The organism is Amycolatopsis sp. PSD-21 (assembly GCF_055561455.1).
Genome location: NZ_CM145712.1, coordinates 9,053,899 through 9,073,337, shown reverse-complemented (window position 1 = coordinate 9,073,337; position 19,439 = coordinate 9,053,899). Strand labels below are relative to the sequence as shown.

The following is a 19,439-nucleotide window of genomic DNA, read 5'->3' as shown; positions in this document are numbered from 1 at the left end:
CGGGCAGTCGCTCTTTCGGTTCCTTCCAAAGCGCGCCCCCCACCCGTCCCGGGGGCGGCCCCTGGTCCAGTCTACCGGGGGTGGGGCGGGAAAAGTGCTGGTCGGCGGAGTTGTCCACAGGTGGGCAACGTTGTGGACAACTTGTGGATGGCTGTGTGCGAGTACGTGAAGGCCCCCTTCATTGAGCTAGGCGCAATGAAGGGGGCCTTCACGTACTTGGTCGTGAGCGAAGGGCGAGTTTCCAGCGCTCAGCCGAGGGAAGGGGGCCTTCACGCGCAGCCGCTGTGACCAGCGAGGCGGAAGCGGCCGGTGAGGCGACAGTGACGTATCCGCAGGTAGTGAAGGCCTCCTTGAGAGGCCCAGAGTCTCTCAAGCAGGCCTTCACGGACCAGCCAGCAAGGTAGCGAAGGGCCCCTTCAAGGTAGGCAAGGAGGCCTTCACGGAAACGAGCAGCCGCACCTACCCCCGCAGCCGCTGAGCCGCTTCTCGCCCAGGCGCCGGAGCCTCACCAGGCACCGAGTCCGGATCGATGGTCGCCTGCACGACGCGATCCTCGGCACCCACCAGGAGTTCCGCGCCCGGCTGCGTCGAACGTTTGACCAGCGCCAGCGCGATCGGTCCCAGTTCGTGGTGCTGCACCACGCTCCCGACGCGGCCGACCGTCCGCTCGCCCAGCACCACCGGATCGCCGGTTTCCGGCGTGATCTCCGGCGAACCGTCCAGGTGCAGCAGCGCCATGTACCGCGGCGGCCGCCCGACGTTGTGGACCTTCGCGACGGTCTCCTGCCCGCGGTAACAGCCCTTCGCCACGTGCGCGGCGGAGTCGACCCAGTTCACTTCGTGCGGGATCGTGCGCTCGTCGGTGTCGAGGCCCAGCCGCGGCCGCAGCGACTCGACGCGCAGCGCGTCGAACGTCCAGCTGCCCGCCGGTCGCGCGCCCGCGTCGGTCAGGCGCCGCCACCAGACGGCGAGTTCGGCGCGGGGAACGGCGAGGTCGACGCTGTGCCGTCCCGGCCACGGCATCCGCCGCGCGAAACCGCCGGGGATCGCCACGACCGAGTACGGGTCCGCGCCGACGGAAACACCGACGGCGTCCAGCACGCGGTCCGCGTCGGGGCCGAGGACGGTCAGCAACGCCAGCTCGTCCGAGACATCGCGGATGTCCACTTTGGACCAGAACTTCATCGCTTCGAGGTACTCGCGCAAAGTCTGCTTGCCACCGGACGGCAACGCGCTGGTGGCCACCGCGCCCCGGTCGCTGTCCAGCCACACCGTGCCGTCCGCGTGCGCGACGACCATATGCGTGTCGACGCGGCCTTGGCTGTCGAGCACGAGCGCCTCGGTGCCGGTGCCTTCGGCGAGCCCGGTGACGTGCTGCGAGATCACCAAATGCAGCCAGGACAGCCGTTCTTCCCCGGTCACGGCCAGGATTTCGCGATGTGAGCGGTCGATCACGACCGCGCCGCGCGCGGCCGTCCGTTGCTCGGCGAAGGGATCTCCCCAATGCCACGGGACACCCTCTTCCGGATGCCCGTCGGGTGCCGCGATCGGTCCGGGAAGGTCGAGCAGGGGGGAGCGGTAGGGCATGAAACCCATGCTAGTGAGTACCGTGTCCCCATGCGCGTGCTTGCCTTCCTCGACGGGACCCTGGCCGACCCCGAAGCCGCCCACCTGCGAGTAGACGACCTCGGGTTGCTTCGCGGCGACGGCGTGTTCGAGACGATCCTCGTCGTCGACGGGCGGCCCCGTGAGCTCCGCCCGCACCTCGAGCGGCTGGCCCGTTCCGCGGCCATGCTCGACCTGCCGGAGCCCGACCTCGCCGCCTGGGAGCGCGCCGCGCAGGTCGTCATCGACAACTGGTCCGGCCCGGCCGAGATCGCGCTGAAACTGGTGTACACCAGGGGAATCGACGGCGATCCGGAGGCGAAGCCGTTCGGGTTCGCGCTCGGCGTGGAGATCGACGAGAAGGTCCAGCGGGCCCGCGTCGAAGGCGTCGCGGCGATCACCCTCGAACGCGGGATCGAGCCCGACCTCGCCGAGCGCGCGCCGTGGCTGCTGCTGGGCGCGAAGTCGATTTCGTACGGCGTCAACATGGCCGCGTTGCGGGAGGCCGGCCGCCGTGGCGCGAGCGATGTGATTTTCACCGCCGCCGACGGCACGGTCTTCGAAGGGCCGACTTCGACGGTCGTCCTCGCGAAGGACAAGACGCTCTACACGCCGCCGGCGACCATCGGCATCCTGCCGGGGACGACGCAGGCGGCGCTGTTCCGCGGCGCCGAGCGCGCGGGCTGGTCGGTCAAGGTCGAGCCGCTCAACGTCTCGGACCTCACCGAGGGCGAAGGGCTGTTCCTCGCGTCGTCGGTCCGCAAGCTGACCAGGGTGCACACGCTCGACGGCGTCGCGCTCACCGACTCCAGCGCGATCCACGCCGAGCTGGCCGCCGCGTACGAGAGCGAATACTCGATCAGTTGAGCGGGCTGATGATCAGCAGGTGCGGCAGGATCGCTTCTTCGCGGTAGGCGGCGATCTTGTGGTGCCCGTCGAGGATCACCGCCGCGTCGGTGGTCTCCAGCACGACGGCGACCGGCCGGTGCCCGCTCTTGATCGCCGTCCGGTAGTAGCCGACGCGGGAAACGTCGGCGGGCGGCCAGTCGGCGCTCGGCGTCAGGTAGCGGTCCTCGGCCAGCCGTTCGGGCCCGGCGACCTGGTATTCGCCGTCGGCGAAGAGATTCAGAAGCGGGCGGAGCGTGTCGCCGAGCGGGCGCCGCATCTGACCGGTGGCCAGCGCGATCCGCAGCGACTGCGGAAGCTCTGGTTGGGTGGGGACCGAATTCGTGTCGATGACACCCGTGCCACCGTCGACCTTTACCTGTTCCACACCCTCGTGGACGAGTGAAAGCGGAGAAGGGTTCCGGGTCTGGCCTGCGCGAGTGCCGGGAGTGACGCCTGTCTCACCACGGCCGCCACCGGATAACCACCGGTAGTTGGATGATCCGCCAAGAACACCACCGGCAACCCGTTCGGCGGCACCTGGACGGCGCCGGTCAGCAGGCCCTCGCTCGGCAGTTCCCGCTCCGCGTATCCGGCCGCGCGAGTCAGCGCGGGTCCGTCGAGCCGGAGGCCGACGCGGTTGGATTCCGCCGTCACCGTCCAGGTCTTCGCGAGCCCGGACGCCGGGTTCTCGAACCAGTGCGCCCGCGGCCCCGGATCGATCAGCACGACGAGCTCGGCCGGAGCCACGGTGGGCAGCACCACGTCGGCGCCGCCGGGCACCGACGGTGTGCCGAGCGGGAGGACGTCGCCCGCCTTCAGCGGCGCCGGCCCGATCTCCGAAAGGACGTCCCGCGACCGGCTGCCGAGTTCCTCTTCGACCGTGATCCCGCCGGAAACCGCCAGGTAGCACCGCAATCCAGATGCCGGGGCGCCGAGCGACAGGACCTGCCCCGCCGCCAGCCACACCGGCGCGTGCGAGCCGACGGGACGCCCGTCGACCTCGACCGGGACGGCCGGACCGGTCACCGCGATGGTGCAGGACGCCGTGGCGCGCAGCCGTAACCCGCCGAACAGGCACTCGACTCCCGCGGCGGCTTCGTCGTTGCCGACGAGCCGGTTTGCCAGCTTCAGCGCCGGAACGTCCAGCGCCCCGGACGGCGGCACGCCGAGATGCGCGAAACCGGGCCTGCCGAGGTCCTGTACCAGCGCGAGCGGACCTGTCCCGACCACTTCCACGGTCCTCATCCGGCGCTCCGGAACCGCACGCGGTCGCCGGGCGCCAGCAACGCGGGCGGATCGGCGCGCGGATCGAACAGGACGGTCCGGGTGTGGCCGATCAGCCGCCAGCCACCGGGCGAGACGCGCGGATAAACGCCGGTGAACTCGCCGGCGATGCCGACCGAGCCCGGCGGCACGCGAGTTCGCGGGGCCGACAGCCGTGGCTGCCGAAGTGGCTCGGGAAGGCCTGTCAGGTAACCGAATCCGGGCGCGAAACCGGTGAAGGCCACGGTGTAGACGGCTCCGGTGTGCAGCCGGACGACGTCCTCAGTGGACACTCCGGCGTCCCGCGCGACGAGTTCGAGGTCTTCGCCGTCATAGGTCACTTCGAGGGTGATCTCGCGGGATTCGCCCTCCGGAGGATGTTCGAGGTCGGCGTCCGCGAGCAGTTCGCGGACGGCCGCGAGGGCGCCGGAACCCGGGATCTCCACCACGAGCAGGCTGCGGGCGCCGGGTACGAGCTCGGCGATGCCAGGCGGGCGCGCGGACGTGACCGTGGCGTGCGCCGCCATCGACTCGGTGAGGGAAGCGCAGTCGAGCAGGGCGGCGTGCTCGCCGTAGGCACGCCACCGCATGGGAAGAGGCTCAGCCCACCACGCGACGCAGCAGCGCCGACGTGTGCGGCTGCAGTTCCTGGCCCATCATCGCGCGCTCCTCGACGTAGCCGAGTTCGCCGTTGACGATGCCGTAGAGCCGCTGCGAAGCCGTGACGTCCTTGGCGGACGACGTGCGGACGACCGCGTCGGTGCCGAGCTCCCAGGCCGGGACCGAGGCCTTGCCGCGCGGCTTGCCGTAGAAGAGCTCCACGATGCCGGTGTTGTGGGTCAGCAGCAGCTCGATCGTGTCGTCGGCCTGCGGACGCCAGAACCCGGATTCGCGGGCGGCGGGCCGGATGACCTTGCCGTCCTCGTCGAGCAGCCAGGCGCGTGCCTCGTGCGTGAGGAACGGGCGGCCGTCGTGCGCGATGGTCAGCTGCATGCCGAACCGGTACGGGCCGTCGATGGTCGGATAGTCGACCTCGCCCTCGCCGCGCCAGACACCGACGAGCGGCAGGAGCGCCAGGCAGGCGTCGTTGAGGTTCGCTCCCTCGCGCAGGTTCGCCGTGTCGCCCGGGATGGGCATGTCGTCGAACTGCGGAAGGTTCCGGTCGCGCGTGTTTTCCGCGCGCTTCTCCGCGGCCTGGATGGCCTCGTCGCCACTAGCCGTCATCGGTCAGCGCTGGTCCGCGTAAAGCCGGTAGACGACGTACACGGCGAACCAGGTGGTCGCGACGCCGGCGAGCACCAGCAGGGTCGTAAACAGGATTTCCACGTCACGCACCTTAGTCGCTACCTGCCCGGACAGGCCTGCCGAGGTCGCGTGGCAGTGCCCACACGCGCGTGAAGGCCCCCTTCCCTCGGCTCAGCCGAGGGAAGGGGGCCTTCACGCGCGAAAACGTCAGGCGACGGAGATGGCGAGCTGGTGCACGCCGGGTCCCTGCGCGGTGACGGAGGCCTCGCCGTTGCCGGAGCGGTGCAGCGCGCGCACCGTCCAGTCACCAGGGGCCGCGTAGAAACGGAAATCGCCGTCGGCCGACGAGACCACCTCGCCGGTGAAGTCGCCGCCGCCGTCCAGCAACCGCACGAAGGCGCCGCCGACGGGGCCCTCCGAACCGGTCACCTTGCCCGCCAGCACGACCTGGCCGCGGGTGTCGTAATCGGCGGGCGTGGCCTCCTGGGCCGGTGCGCCGCAGCTGTCAGTGTCGTTGCCAGCCATCACTTCGCTCCCAACTCGACCGGCACGCCGACGAGCGAGCCGTATTCCGTCCACGAACCGTCGTAGTTCTTCACCTGGTCGTACCCGAGGAGCTCGTGCAGCGCGAACCACGCGATGGACGAGCGCTCACCGATCCGGCAGTACGCGATGGTGGCCTTCGACTCGTCGAGGCCCTCGTCGGAGTACAGCTCCTTGATCTCTTCCTCGGTCTTGAAGGTGCCGTCCTCGTTGGCGACCTTCGCCCACGGGACGTTCAGCGCGCCCGGGATGTGGCCGGGGACCTGCGACTGCTCCTGCGGCAGGTGCGCCGGGGCGAGCAGCTTGCCGGAGAACTCGTCGGGCGAGCGCACGTCGACGTAGTTGCTCTTGCCGATCTCGGCGACGACCTCGTCGCGGAACGCGCGGATCGAGAGGTCCTGCTCCTTGGCCTTGTACTCGGTCGGCTCGCGCTTGACCTCGTCCGAGTTCAGCTCGCGGCCGTCGAGCTCCCACTTCTTGCGGCCGCCGTCGAGCAGCTGCACCTTGTCGTGGCCGTAGAGCTTGAAGTACCAGTACGCGTACGCGGCGAACCAGTTGTTGTTGCCGCCGTAGAGGATCACGCGGTCGTCGTTCGAGATGCCCTTCTCGGACAGCAGCTTCTCGAAGCCCTCCTTGTCGACGAAGTCGCGGCGGACGCCGTCCTGCAGGTCCTTGCGCCAGTCGAACTTCACCGCCCCGCGGATGTGTCCGTTGTCGTACGCGGTCGTGTCCTCGTCGACCTCGATGAACACGACACCCGGGGTGTCCAGGTTCTCCTCGGCCCACTGGGTGGTGACCAGGACGTCTTCACGGCTCATGGAGCTGACTCTCTTTCTGGGTTAGGACGCGCGAGGGCTGGGGCTGAAACGCTTGATGAGCAGGTACATCTCGCAACCGAGACAGAAGTTGAACGCCGCGTTGAGGAACGCCGCGAAGAGCGCGAACGCCGTCGCGACGAAGCCGAGCGCGGTCAGGCCGGTGGCGAAACCGACGGTGCCGACGACGGCGAACACGAACCCGACGGCCTGCGCGAACCGCAGCGGGGCGGCGTCCTCGCGTTCGGTCGTCGGGCCGAGCCGCGGCGCGACGAGGTAGCGATAGACCAGGGAGTACGGCGCCGGCTTCAGGCCGATGAAGGCGCCGATCGCGAACACCACCGCCTGCGCCGCGAGCAGTGGCCACCACTGGGTGATGAGCACGACCGCGAGCACGATCGTCGTCAGGATGGCGGCGAAACGCGGACCACGGGGGTCGACGGCCGGTCCTGCGGACATGGTTCCTCCTGCGAACGAGAGGGAAAAGAGATGCGTGCCGGAAGTGGCACGCGCGGCGGCTTCGAAAGCGCGATCAGCGAACCGGACACAGGCTGCTGCGAACGCGGCACAGGTCCACTGCGCGGCGCTGGGTCAGCAAGGTTCGGGGCAGCCGGTTCACGGGCACGAGGGTACGCAGAGCTCCCTCAGGTTGGGAACCGTGTTCACACCTTGGGACGCTTCCCGGAATCCGGGATCAGGCGTTCGCCAAATGGGGCTTCAGGGCGTCGAGAAGGTCCTGACCTCGGGGAACGCCGCCGACCCGGAAGACCTCACGGCCGTCCGCGGTCAAGGCCAGGGTCGTCGGGGTTCGCAGCACCGACAGCGCCTGGGCGACTTCGGGGGTTTCGGTGACGTCCAGATCGACGTGCGTGAGGCCGTCGGTCTTCTCCGCGAGCGCGGACAGGATCGCGCGGGTGTGGCGGCACGGCGCGCAGAACGTCGTGGAGATCTGGACCAGGGTGACGCCTTCGGCCGCGAGGGCGTCCGAGACGCGGCCGGGCAGTGTGGGCGCGGTGGACTTGGCCGGTTTGGCCGCGCGGATGCGGCCGTTGCGCGCCCGCAGCAGCGCGCCGGCCACTCCGCCGAGCACCAATACGCCCAGCAGCACCCACACCCCGGTCATCCGCAAGTCACCCCTGAGGCTTCGCTCCGCTGAAGGCGACGTTCTTGCCCTCGCCCTTGATGGTCACCGAGCCGCTGTTCACCCGCACCGACGTCGGCGTCACCGAGAACGGCATCGCGCCGGTGTCGATGGTCGCGTTGAAGTTCGGCAGCAGCGCGTCCTGTACGGCCTGGGGAACGACGGTGGTCTCCTTGTCATTCCCGAACTGGAGCCGCTTCGGTTCGAGACGGATCTTCTGCCCGTCCAGTTCGATCATCGCGAAGCAGAAGATCTCCACCTTCTGCCCGGCGATCTGGACGTTGCCCGAAACCCGGATCCCGGTGCTGGCGGTGTCGACCGGCTCGCCGTTCTCGTTCGTCGCGGTCGGCTTCGTCTCGCCCTGCCCGCTGTCGCCGTTGCGGACGTAGTCCTCGGTGACCGGCTCGATCTTCAGGTTCTCGATCTTGTCCAGCGGCGCCTGCCGCGCGATGTCCGCGGCCTTGATCGTCACCTCGCCCTTGAGCGTGCCGATGACGATCGACTTCGTGTTGCCGGACGTCAGGTCGGACAGCGGGGCCGTGACGTCGCTCATGTCGGCGTTGAAGTCCACGTCCCGCAGCCGCGGCGGGACGGCGACGCCCTGGGCGTTGATCGTGATGTGACTGTAGTCACCGGAAAGGGCCTGGGTCAGGAAGGGGAAACCGTGCACCGTGACCGCCGGATCGTTGGCCAGCTCCAGCTGTTGACGGGCCTTCTGGGAGATCGTGTGCTCGGCGTACGCCGCCGCCCCGAAATCGGCCCCGACCAGCAGCACCACCAGCACCGCGAGGGCGATGAGCCAGCCCCGGCCACGGCGCTTTCCTCGCTTGGCCGGCCGGCCGGAAGACGGTCGGTCGTCACGCGCCACGGGCCTGCTCACCATTGTGTCGAATCTCCTTCGTAAACCTCTTTGGCCAGGTGTGATCGATCCAGCACGGGGTAGGTCCTCGGCCCGGCACCCGCTATTCTCACCAAGCACCGGCTGTAGCCACGTTCGAGGCGACCACGACTGAAGGCGGTGCGGCGATGAGCCTGGACCTTCTGGTACTGACCGCGGAAGCAGATGCCACCACGGTATTGCCCGCTCTGGATCTGCTGCCCCACACCGTACGCGTCCGTGCTCCGGAAGTGACCGCGCTGCTCGACGCCGGCCACCGCGACGTCATCGTCCTCGACGCCCGCAGCGATCTCGCCTCCGCGAAGAGCCTCTGCCGCCTGCTCAAGGGCGCCGGCGAGGACGAGACCTCCACGCCGGTCATCGCCGTCGTCGGCGAAGGCGGCCTGGTCGCGGTCAGCGCGGAATGGCGCACCGACGACATCCTCCTCCCGACGGCCGGTCCCGCCGAGGTCGACGCCCGGCTGCGGCTGGTCACCACCCGCGACGGCGGCGCCGCGCAGGTCGACGCCGAGCTCCGGGTCGGCGAACTGGTCATCGACGAGGCGACCTACACCGCGAAGCTCCGCAAGCGCACCCTCGAACTGACCTACAAGGAGTTCGAGCTCCTCAAGTACCTCGCCCAGCACGCCGGCCGGGTGTTCACCCGCGCCCAGCTGCTGCAGGAGGTCTGGGGCTACGACTTCTTCGGCGGCACGCGCACGGTCGACGTCCACGTCCGGCGTCTCCGCGCGAAGCTGGGGCCGGAGCACGAGCAGATGATCGGGACCGTGCGCAACGTCGGCTACAAGTTCGAGCGGCCGTCGAAGGGCAGCGCCGCCGCCAAGCAGGCCATCGCCCCGGACTCGAGCGTCTACGAGCCGAACGAGCTGTCCGCGCACTGAATCCCCTCTCCTGCCTGACAAGACGTCCGGGCAGAGACCGGGTTCCCGGGTAGGGTCGATTTCATGCTCGATCTGGCTTGGACCGGTGAACCGGACACGGAAGAGATCCACGACTTCCTGCTCGCCGTGCGTGAGGCCGACGGGCGCCCGGAGGACACCGGTTTCGCCGGTGGACAGCACCTTCTGGGGCGCCTGGACGGTGAGTTGGTCGCGTACGCGCACCTGGACACCGAAGGCGATTCGCACGGCAACCAGGTCGCCGAACTGTTCGTTCACCCCGGGCACCGCCGTTCCGGGCACGGCAGGGCGCTCGTCAAGGCGCTCGTCGACCACGCCGCGGGGAAGCCGCTGCGGGTCTGGGCGCACGGCGATCACCCCGCCGCCGTCCATCTCGCCGGGACCGAAGGTTTCGAGCGCGCCCGCGAGCTGTTGATCCTGCACGCCGATGTAGAAGCCGCGGACTGGCCGGAGCCCGTGACTCGTGAGGGCGTCACGCTGCGGACGTTCGTCCCCGGCCAGGACGAGGAAGCAATGGTCCGCGTCAACGCGCGCGCCTTCGACTGGCACCCCGAACAGGGTGCACTGACCGCCGACGAGGTCCGGGCGACCGAGAAGGAAGCCTGGTTCGACCCCGAGGGCTTCTTCCTCGCGGAAGAGGACGGGAAGGTCATCGGCTTCCACTGGACGAAGGTCCACGAGGCCGTCCCCGGCCGCTTCGGCGGCGAGCCCGCGGGTGAGGTCTACGTCGTCGGCATCGATCCGGACGCACAGGGCGGCGGTCTCGGGAAGGCGCTCACACTCGCCGGGCTGCGGTACCTCCGTGATCGCGGGCTGGGCCAAGTGATCTTGTACGTCGAAGGTGACAACGCGCCCGCACTCGCCGTGTATTCGAAGCTCGGCTTCACCCGATACGAGGTAGACGTCCAATACGCTCGGTAGCGGCGTTCACACGTGCGGCACTTGACCGGTCACGGAGAGCAGACGCGCAGGTCACGGCTGGGACACAGGCCACTTTCGGAGTAGTCGCGCTGCTCACATCGGCCGCCTTGTTCACCTGTCGTTCACCCTTAGACGGCCGCCTGTCCACTGTCGGTGCTTAGTGTCCGGGTCCGGAAGGAACGCTCCCGTTCCACCGATCCGGCGAAAGTCTCCCAGTGGAGGAAATGCAGTGAAGATCATGCGGCCCGCGGGCGCGATCGGCATCGTGGCCACCGCCGCCCTCGTGCTCGGCGCCTGTGGATCCGACCCGGCGGCGACCAAGCCCGGCAGCACCGGTGCCGCCGCCGCCCCCAGCGGCGCGGCGAACGTCGAATGCGGTGGCAAGAGCCCGCTTTCGGCCGAGGGCTCGTCCGCGCAGAAGAACGCGATCGACATCTTCGTGCAGGCTTACGCCGCCAAGTGCTCCGGCCAGAAGGTGAACTACAACCCGAGCGGTTCGGGCGCCGGCATCAAGCAGTTCAACGCGAACCAGGTCGACTTCGCCGGCTCGGACTCGCCCCTCAAGGACGAAGAGGCCGAGAAGGCCAAGGCCCGCTGCGCCTCCGACGCGTGGAACCTCCCGCTCGTCGTCGGCCCGGTCGCCGTCGCCTACAAGCTCGCCGGGGTCGACAAGCTGACCCTGACCCCCGAGGTCACCGCCAAGATCTTCAACGGTGGCATCACCAAGTGGAACGACCCGGCCATCAAGGCGGTCAAGGGCAACGAGAGCCTGAACCTGCCGGACAAGGCCATCCAGGTCATCTCCCGCACCGACGAGTCGGGCACCACCGACAACTTCCAGAAGTACCTGAAGGTCGCGTCCAAGGGCGCCTGGACCCAGGGTGACGGCAAGAAGTTCAACGGCGGTGTCGGCAACGGCGCGGAGAAGTCCAACGGTGTCGCCAACGCCGTGAAGTCCGCCGACGGCGCGATCACCTACGTCGAGTCCGCGTTCGCGAAGGACGGCATCAGCACCGCCCTCATCGACAGCGGCTCCGGCGGTGTCGAGCTCAACGCGGCGAACGTCGCCAAGTCCCTCGACGCGGCGAAGTTCAAGAAGGAGGGCACGAACGACCTGGCCCTCGACCTGGACTCGATCTACTCCAGCAACGTGCCCGGCGCGTACCCGGTCATCCTGGCCACCTACGAGATCGTGTGCTCCAAGTACGCGGACCCCGAGGTCGCCAAGGCCGTCAAGGCGTTCCTGAACGTCGCCGCCACCGACGGGCAGAAGCCGCTCTCGGAAAAGGGCTACGTGCCGATCCCGCAGAGCCTGCAGGACAAGGTCCTGACCGCCGTCAAGGCCATCGCCTGATCCTTCCGGTTGATCGGTAAAGACAGGCTGGACAGAAGTAGTCGATGAGCGATTCATCTTCGCCCAGAACGCCCACCGGCGACCCCGGTGGGCGTTCTGGCGTCCGCGAAACCTTCACGGAGGACCCGATTTCGGAGCAGTCTGCCGCGTCACCGCCCGAGCAGTCCTCGGTGCGCCTCGCGAGCCCCAATTCCAGGACGGTGCGACCCGGTGACCGCATCTTCCAGATCCTGACCACCGGAGCCGGCGTCTTCGTCGTCTCGCTGATCGGCCTGATCGGGTTGTTCCTGCTGGTGCAGGCCATTCCGGCGCTCCAGGCCGACAACGTGAACTTCCTGACCAGCCAGGTCTGGCAGACCGATCCGGACGACATGCGGTTCGGCATCATGGGCCTGCTGCTGGTCACGGTGTACTCGTCCCTGCTGGCGCTGATCATCGCGATGCCGATCTCGCTCGGGATCGCGCTGTTCCTCACCCAGTACGCGCCGAAGCGCCTGGCGCGGCCGTTCGCGTACGTCATCGACCTGCTCGCCGCGGTCCCCTCGATCATCTACGGCCTCTGGGGCCTGATGGTCTTCGCGCCGGCGATCGAGCCCTTCTCGAAGTGGGTCAACGAGACCTTCTCGTGGATCCCGCTCTTCGCGGCGGGCAACGTGTCGCCGGACATGCGCGGCACCATCTTCACCGCGGGCATCGTGCTCGCCGTGATGATCCTGCCGATCATCACCTCGCTGTCCCGCGAGGTGTTCGAGCGGACGCCGACCCCGCATATCGAAGGCGCGCTGGCGCTGGGCGCCACCCGCTGGGAGGTCATCCGCACCACGGTGCTGCCGTTCGGCAAGGCGGGCTACATCGGCGCTTCGATGCTCGGCCTCGGCCGCGCGCTCGGCGAGACGATCGCGCTCGCGATCATCCTGACCGGCATCGTGGGCCGCGAGTTCACCTGGAGCCTCTTCGACGGCGGCGCGACGTTCGCCTCGAAGATCGCGGCGGACTACGCGGAACTCAACAACGAGATCTCGGCGGGCGCGTACATCGCGGCGGGTCTCGTGCTGTTCCTGCTGACGCTCGTCGTCAACTTCATCGCGCGATCCGTCATCGCCAAGAAGGGGGACTGAGCATGTCCACCACGCTCGAGAAGACCCCCGCCACCACCCCCGCCTTCCAGCAGGTCAGCATGGCGAGGAAGGTCAAGAACGGCCTCGCGACCGCGCTGATCTGGCTGTCGTTCCTGATCGCCGTCGTGCCGCTGGTGTGGCTGCTCGCCACCGTGGTCATCAACGGTGTCAAGCGGATCCCCTACAGCAACTGGTGGACCGAGGACTTCGGCTCGGTGCTGTCGGACGAGGTCGGCGGCGGCGTGGCCCACGCCGTCATCGGCTCGGTGCTGCAGGGCCTGGTCTGCGCGATCATCGCGGTCCCGATCGGCATGCTGGTCGCGATCTACCTGGTCGAATACGGCCGCGGCAAACTCGCGAAGATCACCACGTTCATGGTGGACATCCTCTCCGGTGTCCCCTCGATCGTCGCGGCGCTGTTCATCTACGCCCTGTGGATCACCACGTTCGGCCTCCCGCGCAGCGGTTTCGCCGTCTCGCTGGCCCTGGTGCTGCTGATGATCCCGGTGGTCGTGCGCTCCTCGGAGGAGATGCTGCGGATCGTCCCGGACGACCTGCGCGAGGCCTCCTACGCGCTCGGCGTGCCGAAGTGGAAGACGATCATGAAGATCGTCCTGCCGACCGCGCTGTCCGGCATCATCGGCGGCATCATGATGGCGCTCGCCCGGGTCATGGGCGAGACCGCGCCGCTGCTGGTCCTCGTGGGCTACTCGGCCTACGTGAACTGGGACATCTTCGGTGGCGAGCAGGCCGCTTTGCCGCTTCTGATGAACAACGAACGGGTCAGCAACCCGTTCGACGAAGGTACCGTCGCGTTCGACAGGATCTGGGGTGCGGCACTCACCCTGGTACTGATCATCGCGATCGTGAACCTCCTCGCCATGCTCTTTGCCCGTCTTGTCGCCCCGAAGAAGAAGTGAGCTGTTTGAGATGGCCAAACGAATCGACGTCAAAGACGTGGACATATACTACGGCAAATTCCACGCCGTGGACGGCGTCACCCTCTCGGTGCCGCCGCGGAACGTCACCGCGTTCATCGGCCCGTCGGGCTGCGGCAAGTCGACGGTGCTGCGCACGCTGAACCGGATGCACGAGGTCATCCCCGGCGCCCGCGTCGAGGGTGAGGTGCTGCTCGACGGCGAGGACATCTACGGCGCCGGGGTCGACCCGGTGCAGGTCCGCCGCACGATCGGCATGGTGTTCCAGCGGCCCAACCCGTTCCCGACGATGTCCATCCGCGACAACGTCGTGGCGGGCCTGCGCCTCGGCGGCACCAAGGGCAAGAAGGAACTCGACGAGGTCGCCGAGCGCGCCCTGCGCGGCGCGAACCTGTGGAACGAGGTCAAGGACCGGCTGAACAAGCCGGGCGGCGGCCTCTCCGGTGGTCAGCAGCAGCGGCTCTGCATCGCGCGGGCGATCGCCGTGCGGCCCGACGTGCTGCTGATGGACGAGCCGTGCTCCGCGCTCGACCCGATCTCGACCCTCGCCATCGAGGACCTGATCGGTGAGCTCAAGAAGGAGTACACGATCGTCATCGTGACGCACAATATGCAGCAGGCGGCGCGGGTCTCGGACCAGACCGCGTTCTTCAACCTGGCGGGCGTCGGCCAGCCGGGTCGCCTGGTGGAGCTGAACGACACCGAGAAGATCTTCTCGAACCCGGACGAGAAGGCGACCGAGGACTACATCTCGGGCCGCTTCGGCTGAGTCTCCCTTTTTGCGCGTGAAGGCCCCCTTCCCTCGGCTGAGCCGAGGGAAGGGGGCCTTCACGCGCTTGGGGTCTGCCGCCGGCGGCGGGTTCGCTCGCGTGACCGGCCGGCCGCCACGCGCGTCTGGCCGGCCGCCACACGTGACCGGGCGGCCGCCGCACGTGATCAGACGGACGACACGCGTGATTACGCGGCCGACACACGTGACTGGGCGACATACGCGACTGGGACGGCACACGCGACTGGGACGGCACACGCGACTGGGACGGCACAGGTGATTGCGCGGCCGCCACGCGTGCTTGGAGGCCGCCACACGCGTCGGCGAGGCGGACCTGTGTCGTCCGTCTGATCACGCGTGTCGTCCGTCTGGACACGCGTGTCGTCCATCCCGTCACGGGTGTCGGCCATTCAGTCACGGGGGACTGCCCGGCAGGTACTCGAGAACTGCCCCTCAAGGCCCGGGCGGGACGGCACGTGTCGCCCGGGGCAAGTCGCGAAAGCCACTTTCGGGACACCAGGCGTCTCGAAAGTGGCTTTCGCGACATGTGCCCAGGGGCGGGGACGGGAGCGTGCGCAGGGTCGGGGCGGGAGAAGACAAAAGGGTCCTTCACCGCGTGAGATGCGGTGAAGGACCCTTTCGCTACGCGTCCTATGCGGGGAAAGCCCCCTTCGGCCCCTAGAGCTCGTCGGGTCCGTAGCCGGGCATCTTGCCGGTCACCACGAAGATCATCCGGCGCGCGACCGAGACGGCGTGGTCGGCGAAGCGCTCGTAGAAGCGGCCCAGCAGGGTGACGTCCACGGCCGCGGCGACGCCGTGGTCCCAGTTCCGGTCCATGATGACCGTGAACAGGTGCTTGTGGATCTCGTCGACCTCGTCGTCGTCCGACTCGATCGTGCGGGCGGCCTCGACGTCCTTGGACTTGATGACCTGCTCGACCTGGCGGGCCAGGCTGACACCGACCTCGCCCATCTTGGCGAAGTCCGCCTTCACCTCTTCGGGGAGCACGGGGTCCGGGTGACGGCGGCGCGCGGCCTTGGCCACGTGCAGCGCCAGGTCGCCCATCCGCTCCAGGCTCTCCGCCGCGTGGATCGCGGCGAGGACGGTCCGCAGGTCGGTCGCGACGGGTGCCTGCAGGGCCAGCAGCGCGTACGCCTGCTCCTCGCATTCGGCGCGCGCGTCGTCGACCTTCGCGTCGTCGCTGATCACCTGCTCGGCGAGTCCGAGATCGACCTCGAGCAACGCCCGGGTCGCCCGCTCCATCGCGTCGGCGACCTGGAGCGACATGCTCGCTAGGTTCTCGGCGAGCTGTTCGAGTTCGACATGGTAAGCCTCACGCATGGCCCAACCCTACGGGCAACAGGGTCCAAAAGCCGCATCCCAGAGTGAACCTGACGTGAACCCGGACTAACGAATGCTCCTCAGCCTGAGCTGCTGCTCTTCTTGGCGCCGCCGGACTTGGCGGAGCTGGTCGGAGCGGGCGCCGTGTCGCTCGCGGGCGGCGCCGGCGCCTTCTCCTCCAGCGGGGTGTTGTTGATCAACGCGTCGAAGACGGCCTTCGCCCGGCTCTGCACCAACACCTCGTTGCCGCGCTTGTTCGCCTCTTCGGTGGTGGGCACGGTGAGGAACTTGACCTTGTCCGAACCCATCCCGCGCATCGACTTCGCCAGCGTCATCATCTGGTTGATGCCGATGTTCTCGCCGAAGGTGGCCTTGGCGAACGCGTCGATGAACCCGCTGAGCTTGCCGGTGTCCAGGATGACGTCCTTCGACATCACCGTCTTCAGCAGCGCGCCGAGGAAGGCCTGCTGCCGTTTGATCCGGCCGTAGTCCGACGTCGGGTCGCCCTTGACGTGCCGGGCCCGGACGTAGTTCAGCGCCTGGTCGCCGGAGATCCGGACCTCGCCCGCCTGCGGGATGATCATGCCGAGCGTGGTGTCGTCGACCGGTTTCTCGTTGTACACGGTGACGCCCTGCACGGCGTCGACCATGGATTTGAAGCCGTTGAAGTCGATCCCGACGAAGTGGTTCATCTTCATGCCGGTGATCTGCTGGATGACCTTCGTGACGCACTGCGGGCCGCCGACCGCGTAGGCCGTGTTCAGCTTCGCGATCTTCTGCGCCGGCGCGGACTCTTCCGAGTACGACGACGTCGCCGGGTCCCAGCGCTTGCATTCGGGCCGGTTGATCTCGAGGTCGCGCGGGAAGGACACCATGACGACGCGCTGCCGGTCGGCGGGGACGTGCGCGATCATGACCGTGTCCGAACGGGCGCCCGGGGTGCCGTCGGCGTCGCCGACCCCGTCTTCGGCGGCCGCGCCGTCACGGGTGTCGGAGCCGACCATCAGGAAGTTCTCGTCGCCGGTCTGGCCCGCGGCGTCCTGGATGTCGGCCGAGTCTTCGTCGAGCGAAGCGACGGTGTTGAACTTCGCGTCGAACCAGGTCTGGGCGCCCCAGGCGGAGCCGATGGAGAGGAACACGAGCGCGGCGACCACGGCGGCGGCGATCCGGCCCGCCTTGGCGGTCTGCCTGGTCTTGCGTTCCTTCTTCTCCTGCAGACGGGTCTGCGGAGCCGACTCCTCCGCCGGCGCGGAATCGGTGGTCGTGACCACTCGCTGCAACGCCGTGCGGGTCTGCTCCAGGAGCGCGGCGGGGCGGGCGGCGAATCGTTCGCGGCGCTCGCGTTTCTTGGCCTCTTCGGCTTCGAGTTCGTCGTGCGCGGCGGAGAACCGGGCCAGCGTGTGATCGATCTTGCGCTTGACGATCGTCGCGTCGTCGATCGCCTCGAGCTCGTCGGTCATCGTGAGCCGGTCCATTTCGGACCTCGGCGGGACCGGCGCCTGCTGCGCCGGCCGCTGCATCGGGCGGCGGGGACGACGCGGGGGCGGCGGGGCCGCGGGCTGCTGCTGAGCGCCCGGATTCACCAACGGCGGACGGCGCTGTGTCGGGGCTTCGGGGCTGGGCGCGGCCTGCGAAGTGCGGCGCGGCTGGCGCGCACGAGGCGGACGGGGAGTCTCGGTGGGCTGCGGGTTCCGCGGCGGTGTCTGTGCCCGTGGCGTGGCGGGTGCGGCCGCGCGAGGCGCGGGCGCCGGGTTTTCGGCGGGAGCCGCCGGACGAGGACGACGCGGTGCGGGCGGCTCCGTCCGAGCGGCGCGCACACCGGGTCTCGGAGGTTCGGGCGCCGGTTCGCTCTGCCGGAGGCGGCGCGGAGCCGGGGGCTCGGCGGTGGGATCGAAGACCGGGCGCTCACCGGTGTGCCGTGCGACGACGTCCGAAACGCTGATACCGCCGTGGGTGTCCATCGAGCGGCGTCGGGCCCTGCGGCCGCGCTCACCGGTGCTCCTGTCGGTGTGACTGTGGCGACCGGTCCCCGGGTTGTGGTGCTCGTCGGGCACTCGGTCTCCTTTCACGACTCGTCGAAGCTCTTTCGTTATCGTACGGACACCTCGGGTTCGTGACGACAACCATCCCGGAATTTTCTTCACTCAAGGTACCGAGAAGCGCCGAACGGTCCATGCGATCGGGTGAGCGGTCGTGGTTAAAGCTGCGTTAAAAGGCGCGAAACCACTACACAGAGTGCGACGGCTGCCGGTGTGAGTGGCGGCGAGTGGTGGCCTAGGCGCCCGCGGACTCGGCGGCGTTCAGCGCCTGCGGAATCGTCCGCGACGATTCCGCGTCCTGATAGGCCACTTTGTTTCGCCCGGCCCGTTTCGCCATATACAACAAAGCGTCGGCGCTGCGCAACTGCCGTTCCGGTTCCGCCCCGATATCCGGCTCCGTGCGGCTTTCGTGCGCGAGCCCCACGCTGATCGTCACCGAGAGGCCGGGACGGATCCGGCGCCACGGATGGCGGGCCACCCGGATACGGGCGGTGTCGGCGATGCGCACGGCGCGGGCGGCGTCGACGTCGGGGATGACGAGCGCGAACTCTTCGCCGCCGTAGCGGGCGCAGAACGCTTCGGGTGGGAGCCCTTGCTGCAGGAGGTCGGCAACTTCGCGGAGCACCCGATCGCCGACCAGATGTCCGAAAGTGTCGTTGACGTCCTTGAACAGGTCCAAGTCCACCAAAGCGATGGCCACACCGGGCGGGCCACGGTGGTCGACGGCCGGGCCGTGCAGCCACTGATCGAGGTAGCGGCGGTTGTAACTGGACGTCAGAGTATCCCGCAGGCTGCCTGCCCTGGCGAGGTCCAAAGCGGACTTGAGGTGGTGGTACGCGCGGCGCCAATCACCCTGCGTGGCGAGGACTCGCGCGATCGACTCATGCAAGGTGAGCAGATCGGTGGTCGGCGCGCCCGATGGGAGCGCGGCCTCGTCGTCGGCTGCCACGCTCACCTCCGCCACGAATTGGTTTTCGTCGTATAGGAGGGATCTCTTGAGGTATGAGTACGGGCCAAAGCGAATATCGCTCAAGAGGACGACGGTTCGGCGCCATTGTCACGCACCGGAGTTCCGTTCTGTAAGGACGAAAAGGGCTCGGCGTCTTTGAGCTGCGAAAACTGATCTTTCGCCCAGTAACTCACGTCAGTCACATCGTCATTCAGCAACAGTGCGTAATCATTCCAGCTCAGCCAGCGCCAGTCGCCGACCTCGTCCGGATGCGGTTCCGGATCTTCGTCGACCCAGGCGACGAACACCGGGCAGAACTCGTTCTCGACCACGCCTTCGAACGGTGGCGTCGAGTAGCGATACGCCGGAAGGACGCACCTGAGCCCGTTCAGCCGGGGCAAGCCGAGCTCGAACGCGGCCCGGCGCCGGACGGCCTCCTCGATCGGTTCACCCGGTGCGGGATGGCCGCAGACACTGTTGGTCCACACCCGGGGCCACACCTTCTTGGTGGCGGCACGGCTGGTGATCAGGAGGGCCTGGTCGCTGCTGCGCAGCAGATAGCAGGAGAACGCCAGATGCAGGCGGGTGTGCTCGTGGTGGGCGGCCAGCTTGGGCGCGGTTTCACCGGTCGGCTCGCCGTCCTCGGTGACGTAGACGATGCGTTCGGTGTCCACTTCGGTCATCTTGTTCATCCGCCCCACTGAACCAGCAGG

General features: G+C 68.4%; 21 protein-coding genes. 7 read left to right on the top strand and 14 right to left on the bottom strand.

The window, feature by feature from the left end; translation table 11 throughout:
• Positions 1-459 precede the first annotated feature (459 nt).
• Complete coding sequence (gene ygfZ / locus ACZ1DY_RS42775) at positions 460-1,587, bottom strand: CAF17-like 4Fe-4S cluster assembly/insertion protein YgfZ (protein WP_257483325.1); 1,128 nt, start codon at positions 1,585-1,587, stop codon at positions 460-462.
• A 30-nt stretch (positions 1,588-1,617) separates the two neighbouring features.
• Between ygfZ and ACZ1DY_RS42770 the strand changes: the two genes are divergently transcribed.
• Entirely contained in the window at positions 1,618-2,472 is an 855-nt protein-coding gene (locus tag ACZ1DY_RS42770; RefSeq protein ID WP_126736216.1) for an aminodeoxychorismate lyase, read from the top strand.
• On the opposite strand, the gene ACZ1DY_RS42765 is transcribed toward ACZ1DY_RS42770, so the two are convergent.
• The 9 genes from ACZ1DY_RS42765 to ACZ1DY_RS42725 all read right to left on the bottom strand — a co-directional run bounded on the left by ACZ1DY_RS42765 (position 2,465) and on the right by ACZ1DY_RS42725 (position 8,383).
• A complete protein-coding gene (locus ACZ1DY_RS42765; protein ID WP_126736215.1) occupies positions 2,465-2,878 on the bottom strand; it encodes a hypothetical protein in 414 nt (137 codons plus the stop codon). The genes ACZ1DY_RS42770 and ACZ1DY_RS42765 overlap by 8 nt on opposite strands.
• Positions 2,866-3,738 carry a 5-oxoprolinase subunit C family protein gene (locus ACZ1DY_RS42760; RefSeq protein ID WP_465483088.1) on the bottom strand — a complete coding sequence of 291 codons (873 nt, stop codon included), beginning with the start codon at positions 3,736-3,738 and terminating at the stop codon, positions 2,866-2,868. Before ACZ1DY_RS42760 ends, ACZ1DY_RS42765 begins: the two co-directional genes overlap by 13 nt.
• Positions 3,735-4,346, bottom strand: coding sequence for a 5-oxoprolinase subunit PxpB (pxpB, locus tag ACZ1DY_RS42755; RefSeq protein WP_465483087.1), 612 nt, complete (start codon positions 4,344-4,346; stop codon positions 3,735-3,737). Before pxpB ends, ACZ1DY_RS42760 begins: the two co-directional genes overlap by 4 nt.
• Positions 4,347-4,356: 10 nt before the next feature.
• Complete coding sequence (locus ACZ1DY_RS42750; RefSeq protein WP_465483086.1) at positions 4,357-4,980, bottom strand: heme-binding beta-barrel domain-containing protein; 624 nt, start codon at positions 4,978-4,980, stop codon at positions 4,357-4,359.
• Between the two features lie 228 nt (positions 4,981-5,208).
• Positions 5,209-5,526: a DUF1416 domain-containing protein gene (locus ACZ1DY_RS42745; RefSeq protein WP_126736211.1), complete on the bottom strand. Its 318-nt coding sequence runs from the start codon at positions 5,524-5,526 to the stop codon at positions 5,209-5,211.
• Positions 5,526-6,362, bottom strand: coding sequence for a sulfurtransferase (locus ACZ1DY_RS42740; RefSeq protein ID WP_257483321.1), 837 nt, complete (start codon positions 6,360-6,362; stop codon positions 5,526-5,528). Before ACZ1DY_RS42740 ends, ACZ1DY_RS42745 begins: the two co-directional genes overlap by 1 nt.
• A 21-nt stretch (positions 6,363-6,383) precedes the next feature.
• On the bottom strand, positions 6,384-6,818 hold the full coding sequence (locus ACZ1DY_RS42735; RefSeq protein ID WP_257483320.1) for a DUF4395 domain-containing protein: 435 nt from the start codon (positions 6,816-6,818) through the stop codon (positions 6,384-6,386).
• A gap of 235 nt (positions 6,819-7,053) precedes the next feature.
• On the bottom strand, positions 7,054-7,482 hold the full coding sequence (locus ACZ1DY_RS42730) for a TlpA family protein disulfide reductase (protein ID WP_465483085.1): 429 nt from the start codon (positions 7,480-7,482) through the stop codon (positions 7,054-7,056).
• Between the two features lie 7 nt (positions 7,483-7,489).
• Positions 7,490-8,383, bottom strand: coding sequence for an LmeA family phospholipid-binding protein (locus ACZ1DY_RS42725; protein WP_126736209.1), 894 nt, complete (start codon positions 8,381-8,383; stop codon positions 7,490-7,492).
• Between the two features lie 143 nt (positions 8,384-8,526).
• Here ACZ1DY_RS42725 and ACZ1DY_RS42720 point away from each other — a divergent pair, with 143 nt between their 5' ends.
• From ACZ1DY_RS42720 to pstB, 6 genes are all read left to right on the top strand, one after another.
• Positions 8,527-9,279, top strand: a complete 753-nt coding sequence (locus ACZ1DY_RS42720) for a winged helix-turn-helix transcriptional regulator (protein ID WP_257483317.1) — start codon at positions 8,527-8,529, stop codon at positions 9,277-9,279.
• A 63-nt stretch (positions 9,280-9,342) separates the two neighbouring features.
• Positions 9,343-10,218: a mycothiol synthase gene (gene mshD, locus ACZ1DY_RS42715; RefSeq protein WP_465483084.1), complete on the top strand. Its 876-nt coding sequence runs from the start codon at positions 9,343-9,345 to the stop codon at positions 10,216-10,218.
• Between the two features lie 229 nt (positions 10,219-10,447).
• Positions 10,448-11,572, top strand: coding sequence for a phosphate ABC transporter substrate-binding protein PstS (gene pstS, locus ACZ1DY_RS42710; RefSeq protein WP_126736206.1), 1,125 nt, complete (start codon positions 10,448-10,450; stop codon positions 11,570-11,572).
• 200 nt (positions 11,573-11,772) lie between these two features.
• Positions 11,773-12,690, top strand: a complete 918-nt coding sequence (gene pstC, locus ACZ1DY_RS42705) for a phosphate ABC transporter permease subunit PstC (RefSeq protein WP_126736300.1) — start codon at positions 11,773-11,775, stop codon at positions 12,688-12,690.
• 2 nt (positions 12,691-12,692) lie between these two features.
• On the top strand, positions 12,693-13,610 hold the full coding sequence (gene pstA / locus ACZ1DY_RS42700) for a phosphate ABC transporter permease PstA (protein WP_126736205.1): 918 nt from the start codon (positions 12,693-12,695) through the stop codon (positions 13,608-13,610).
• 10 nt (positions 13,611-13,620) lie between these two features.
• The gene (gene pstB, locus ACZ1DY_RS42695; RefSeq protein WP_005152681.1) at positions 13,621-14,397 is read left to right on the top strand and encodes a phosphate ABC transporter ATP-binding protein PstB; all 777 of its coding nucleotides are present in this window, start codon (positions 13,621-13,623) and stop codon (positions 14,395-14,397) included.
• A 678-nt stretch (positions 14,398-15,075) separates the two neighbouring features.
• Here the strand turns inward: pstB and phoU are convergent.
• The 4 genes from phoU to idi form a co-directional block, all read right to left on the bottom strand.
• Positions 15,076-15,738: a phosphate signaling complex protein PhoU gene (gene phoU / locus ACZ1DY_RS42690; protein WP_016337999.1), complete on the bottom strand. Its 663-nt coding sequence runs from the start codon at positions 15,736-15,738 to the stop codon at positions 15,076-15,078.
• Between the two features lie 80 nt (positions 15,739-15,818).
• Positions 15,819-17,213: an LCP family protein gene (locus tag ACZ1DY_RS42685; protein WP_465485790.1), complete on the bottom strand. Its 1,395-nt coding sequence runs from the start codon at positions 17,211-17,213 to the stop codon at positions 15,819-15,821.
• Between the two features lie 799 nt (positions 17,214-18,012).
• Entirely contained in the window at positions 18,013-18,741 is a 729-nt protein-coding gene (locus tag ACZ1DY_RS42680) for a GGDEF domain-containing protein (protein WP_126737525.1), read from the bottom strand.
• Between the two features lie 65 nt (positions 18,742-18,806).
• A complete protein-coding gene (gene idi / locus ACZ1DY_RS42675; protein ID WP_465483083.1) occupies positions 18,807-19,418 on the bottom strand; it encodes an isopentenyl-diphosphate Delta-isomerase in 612 nt (203 codons plus the stop codon).
• Between the last annotated feature and the right edge of the window lie 21 nt (positions 19,419-19,439).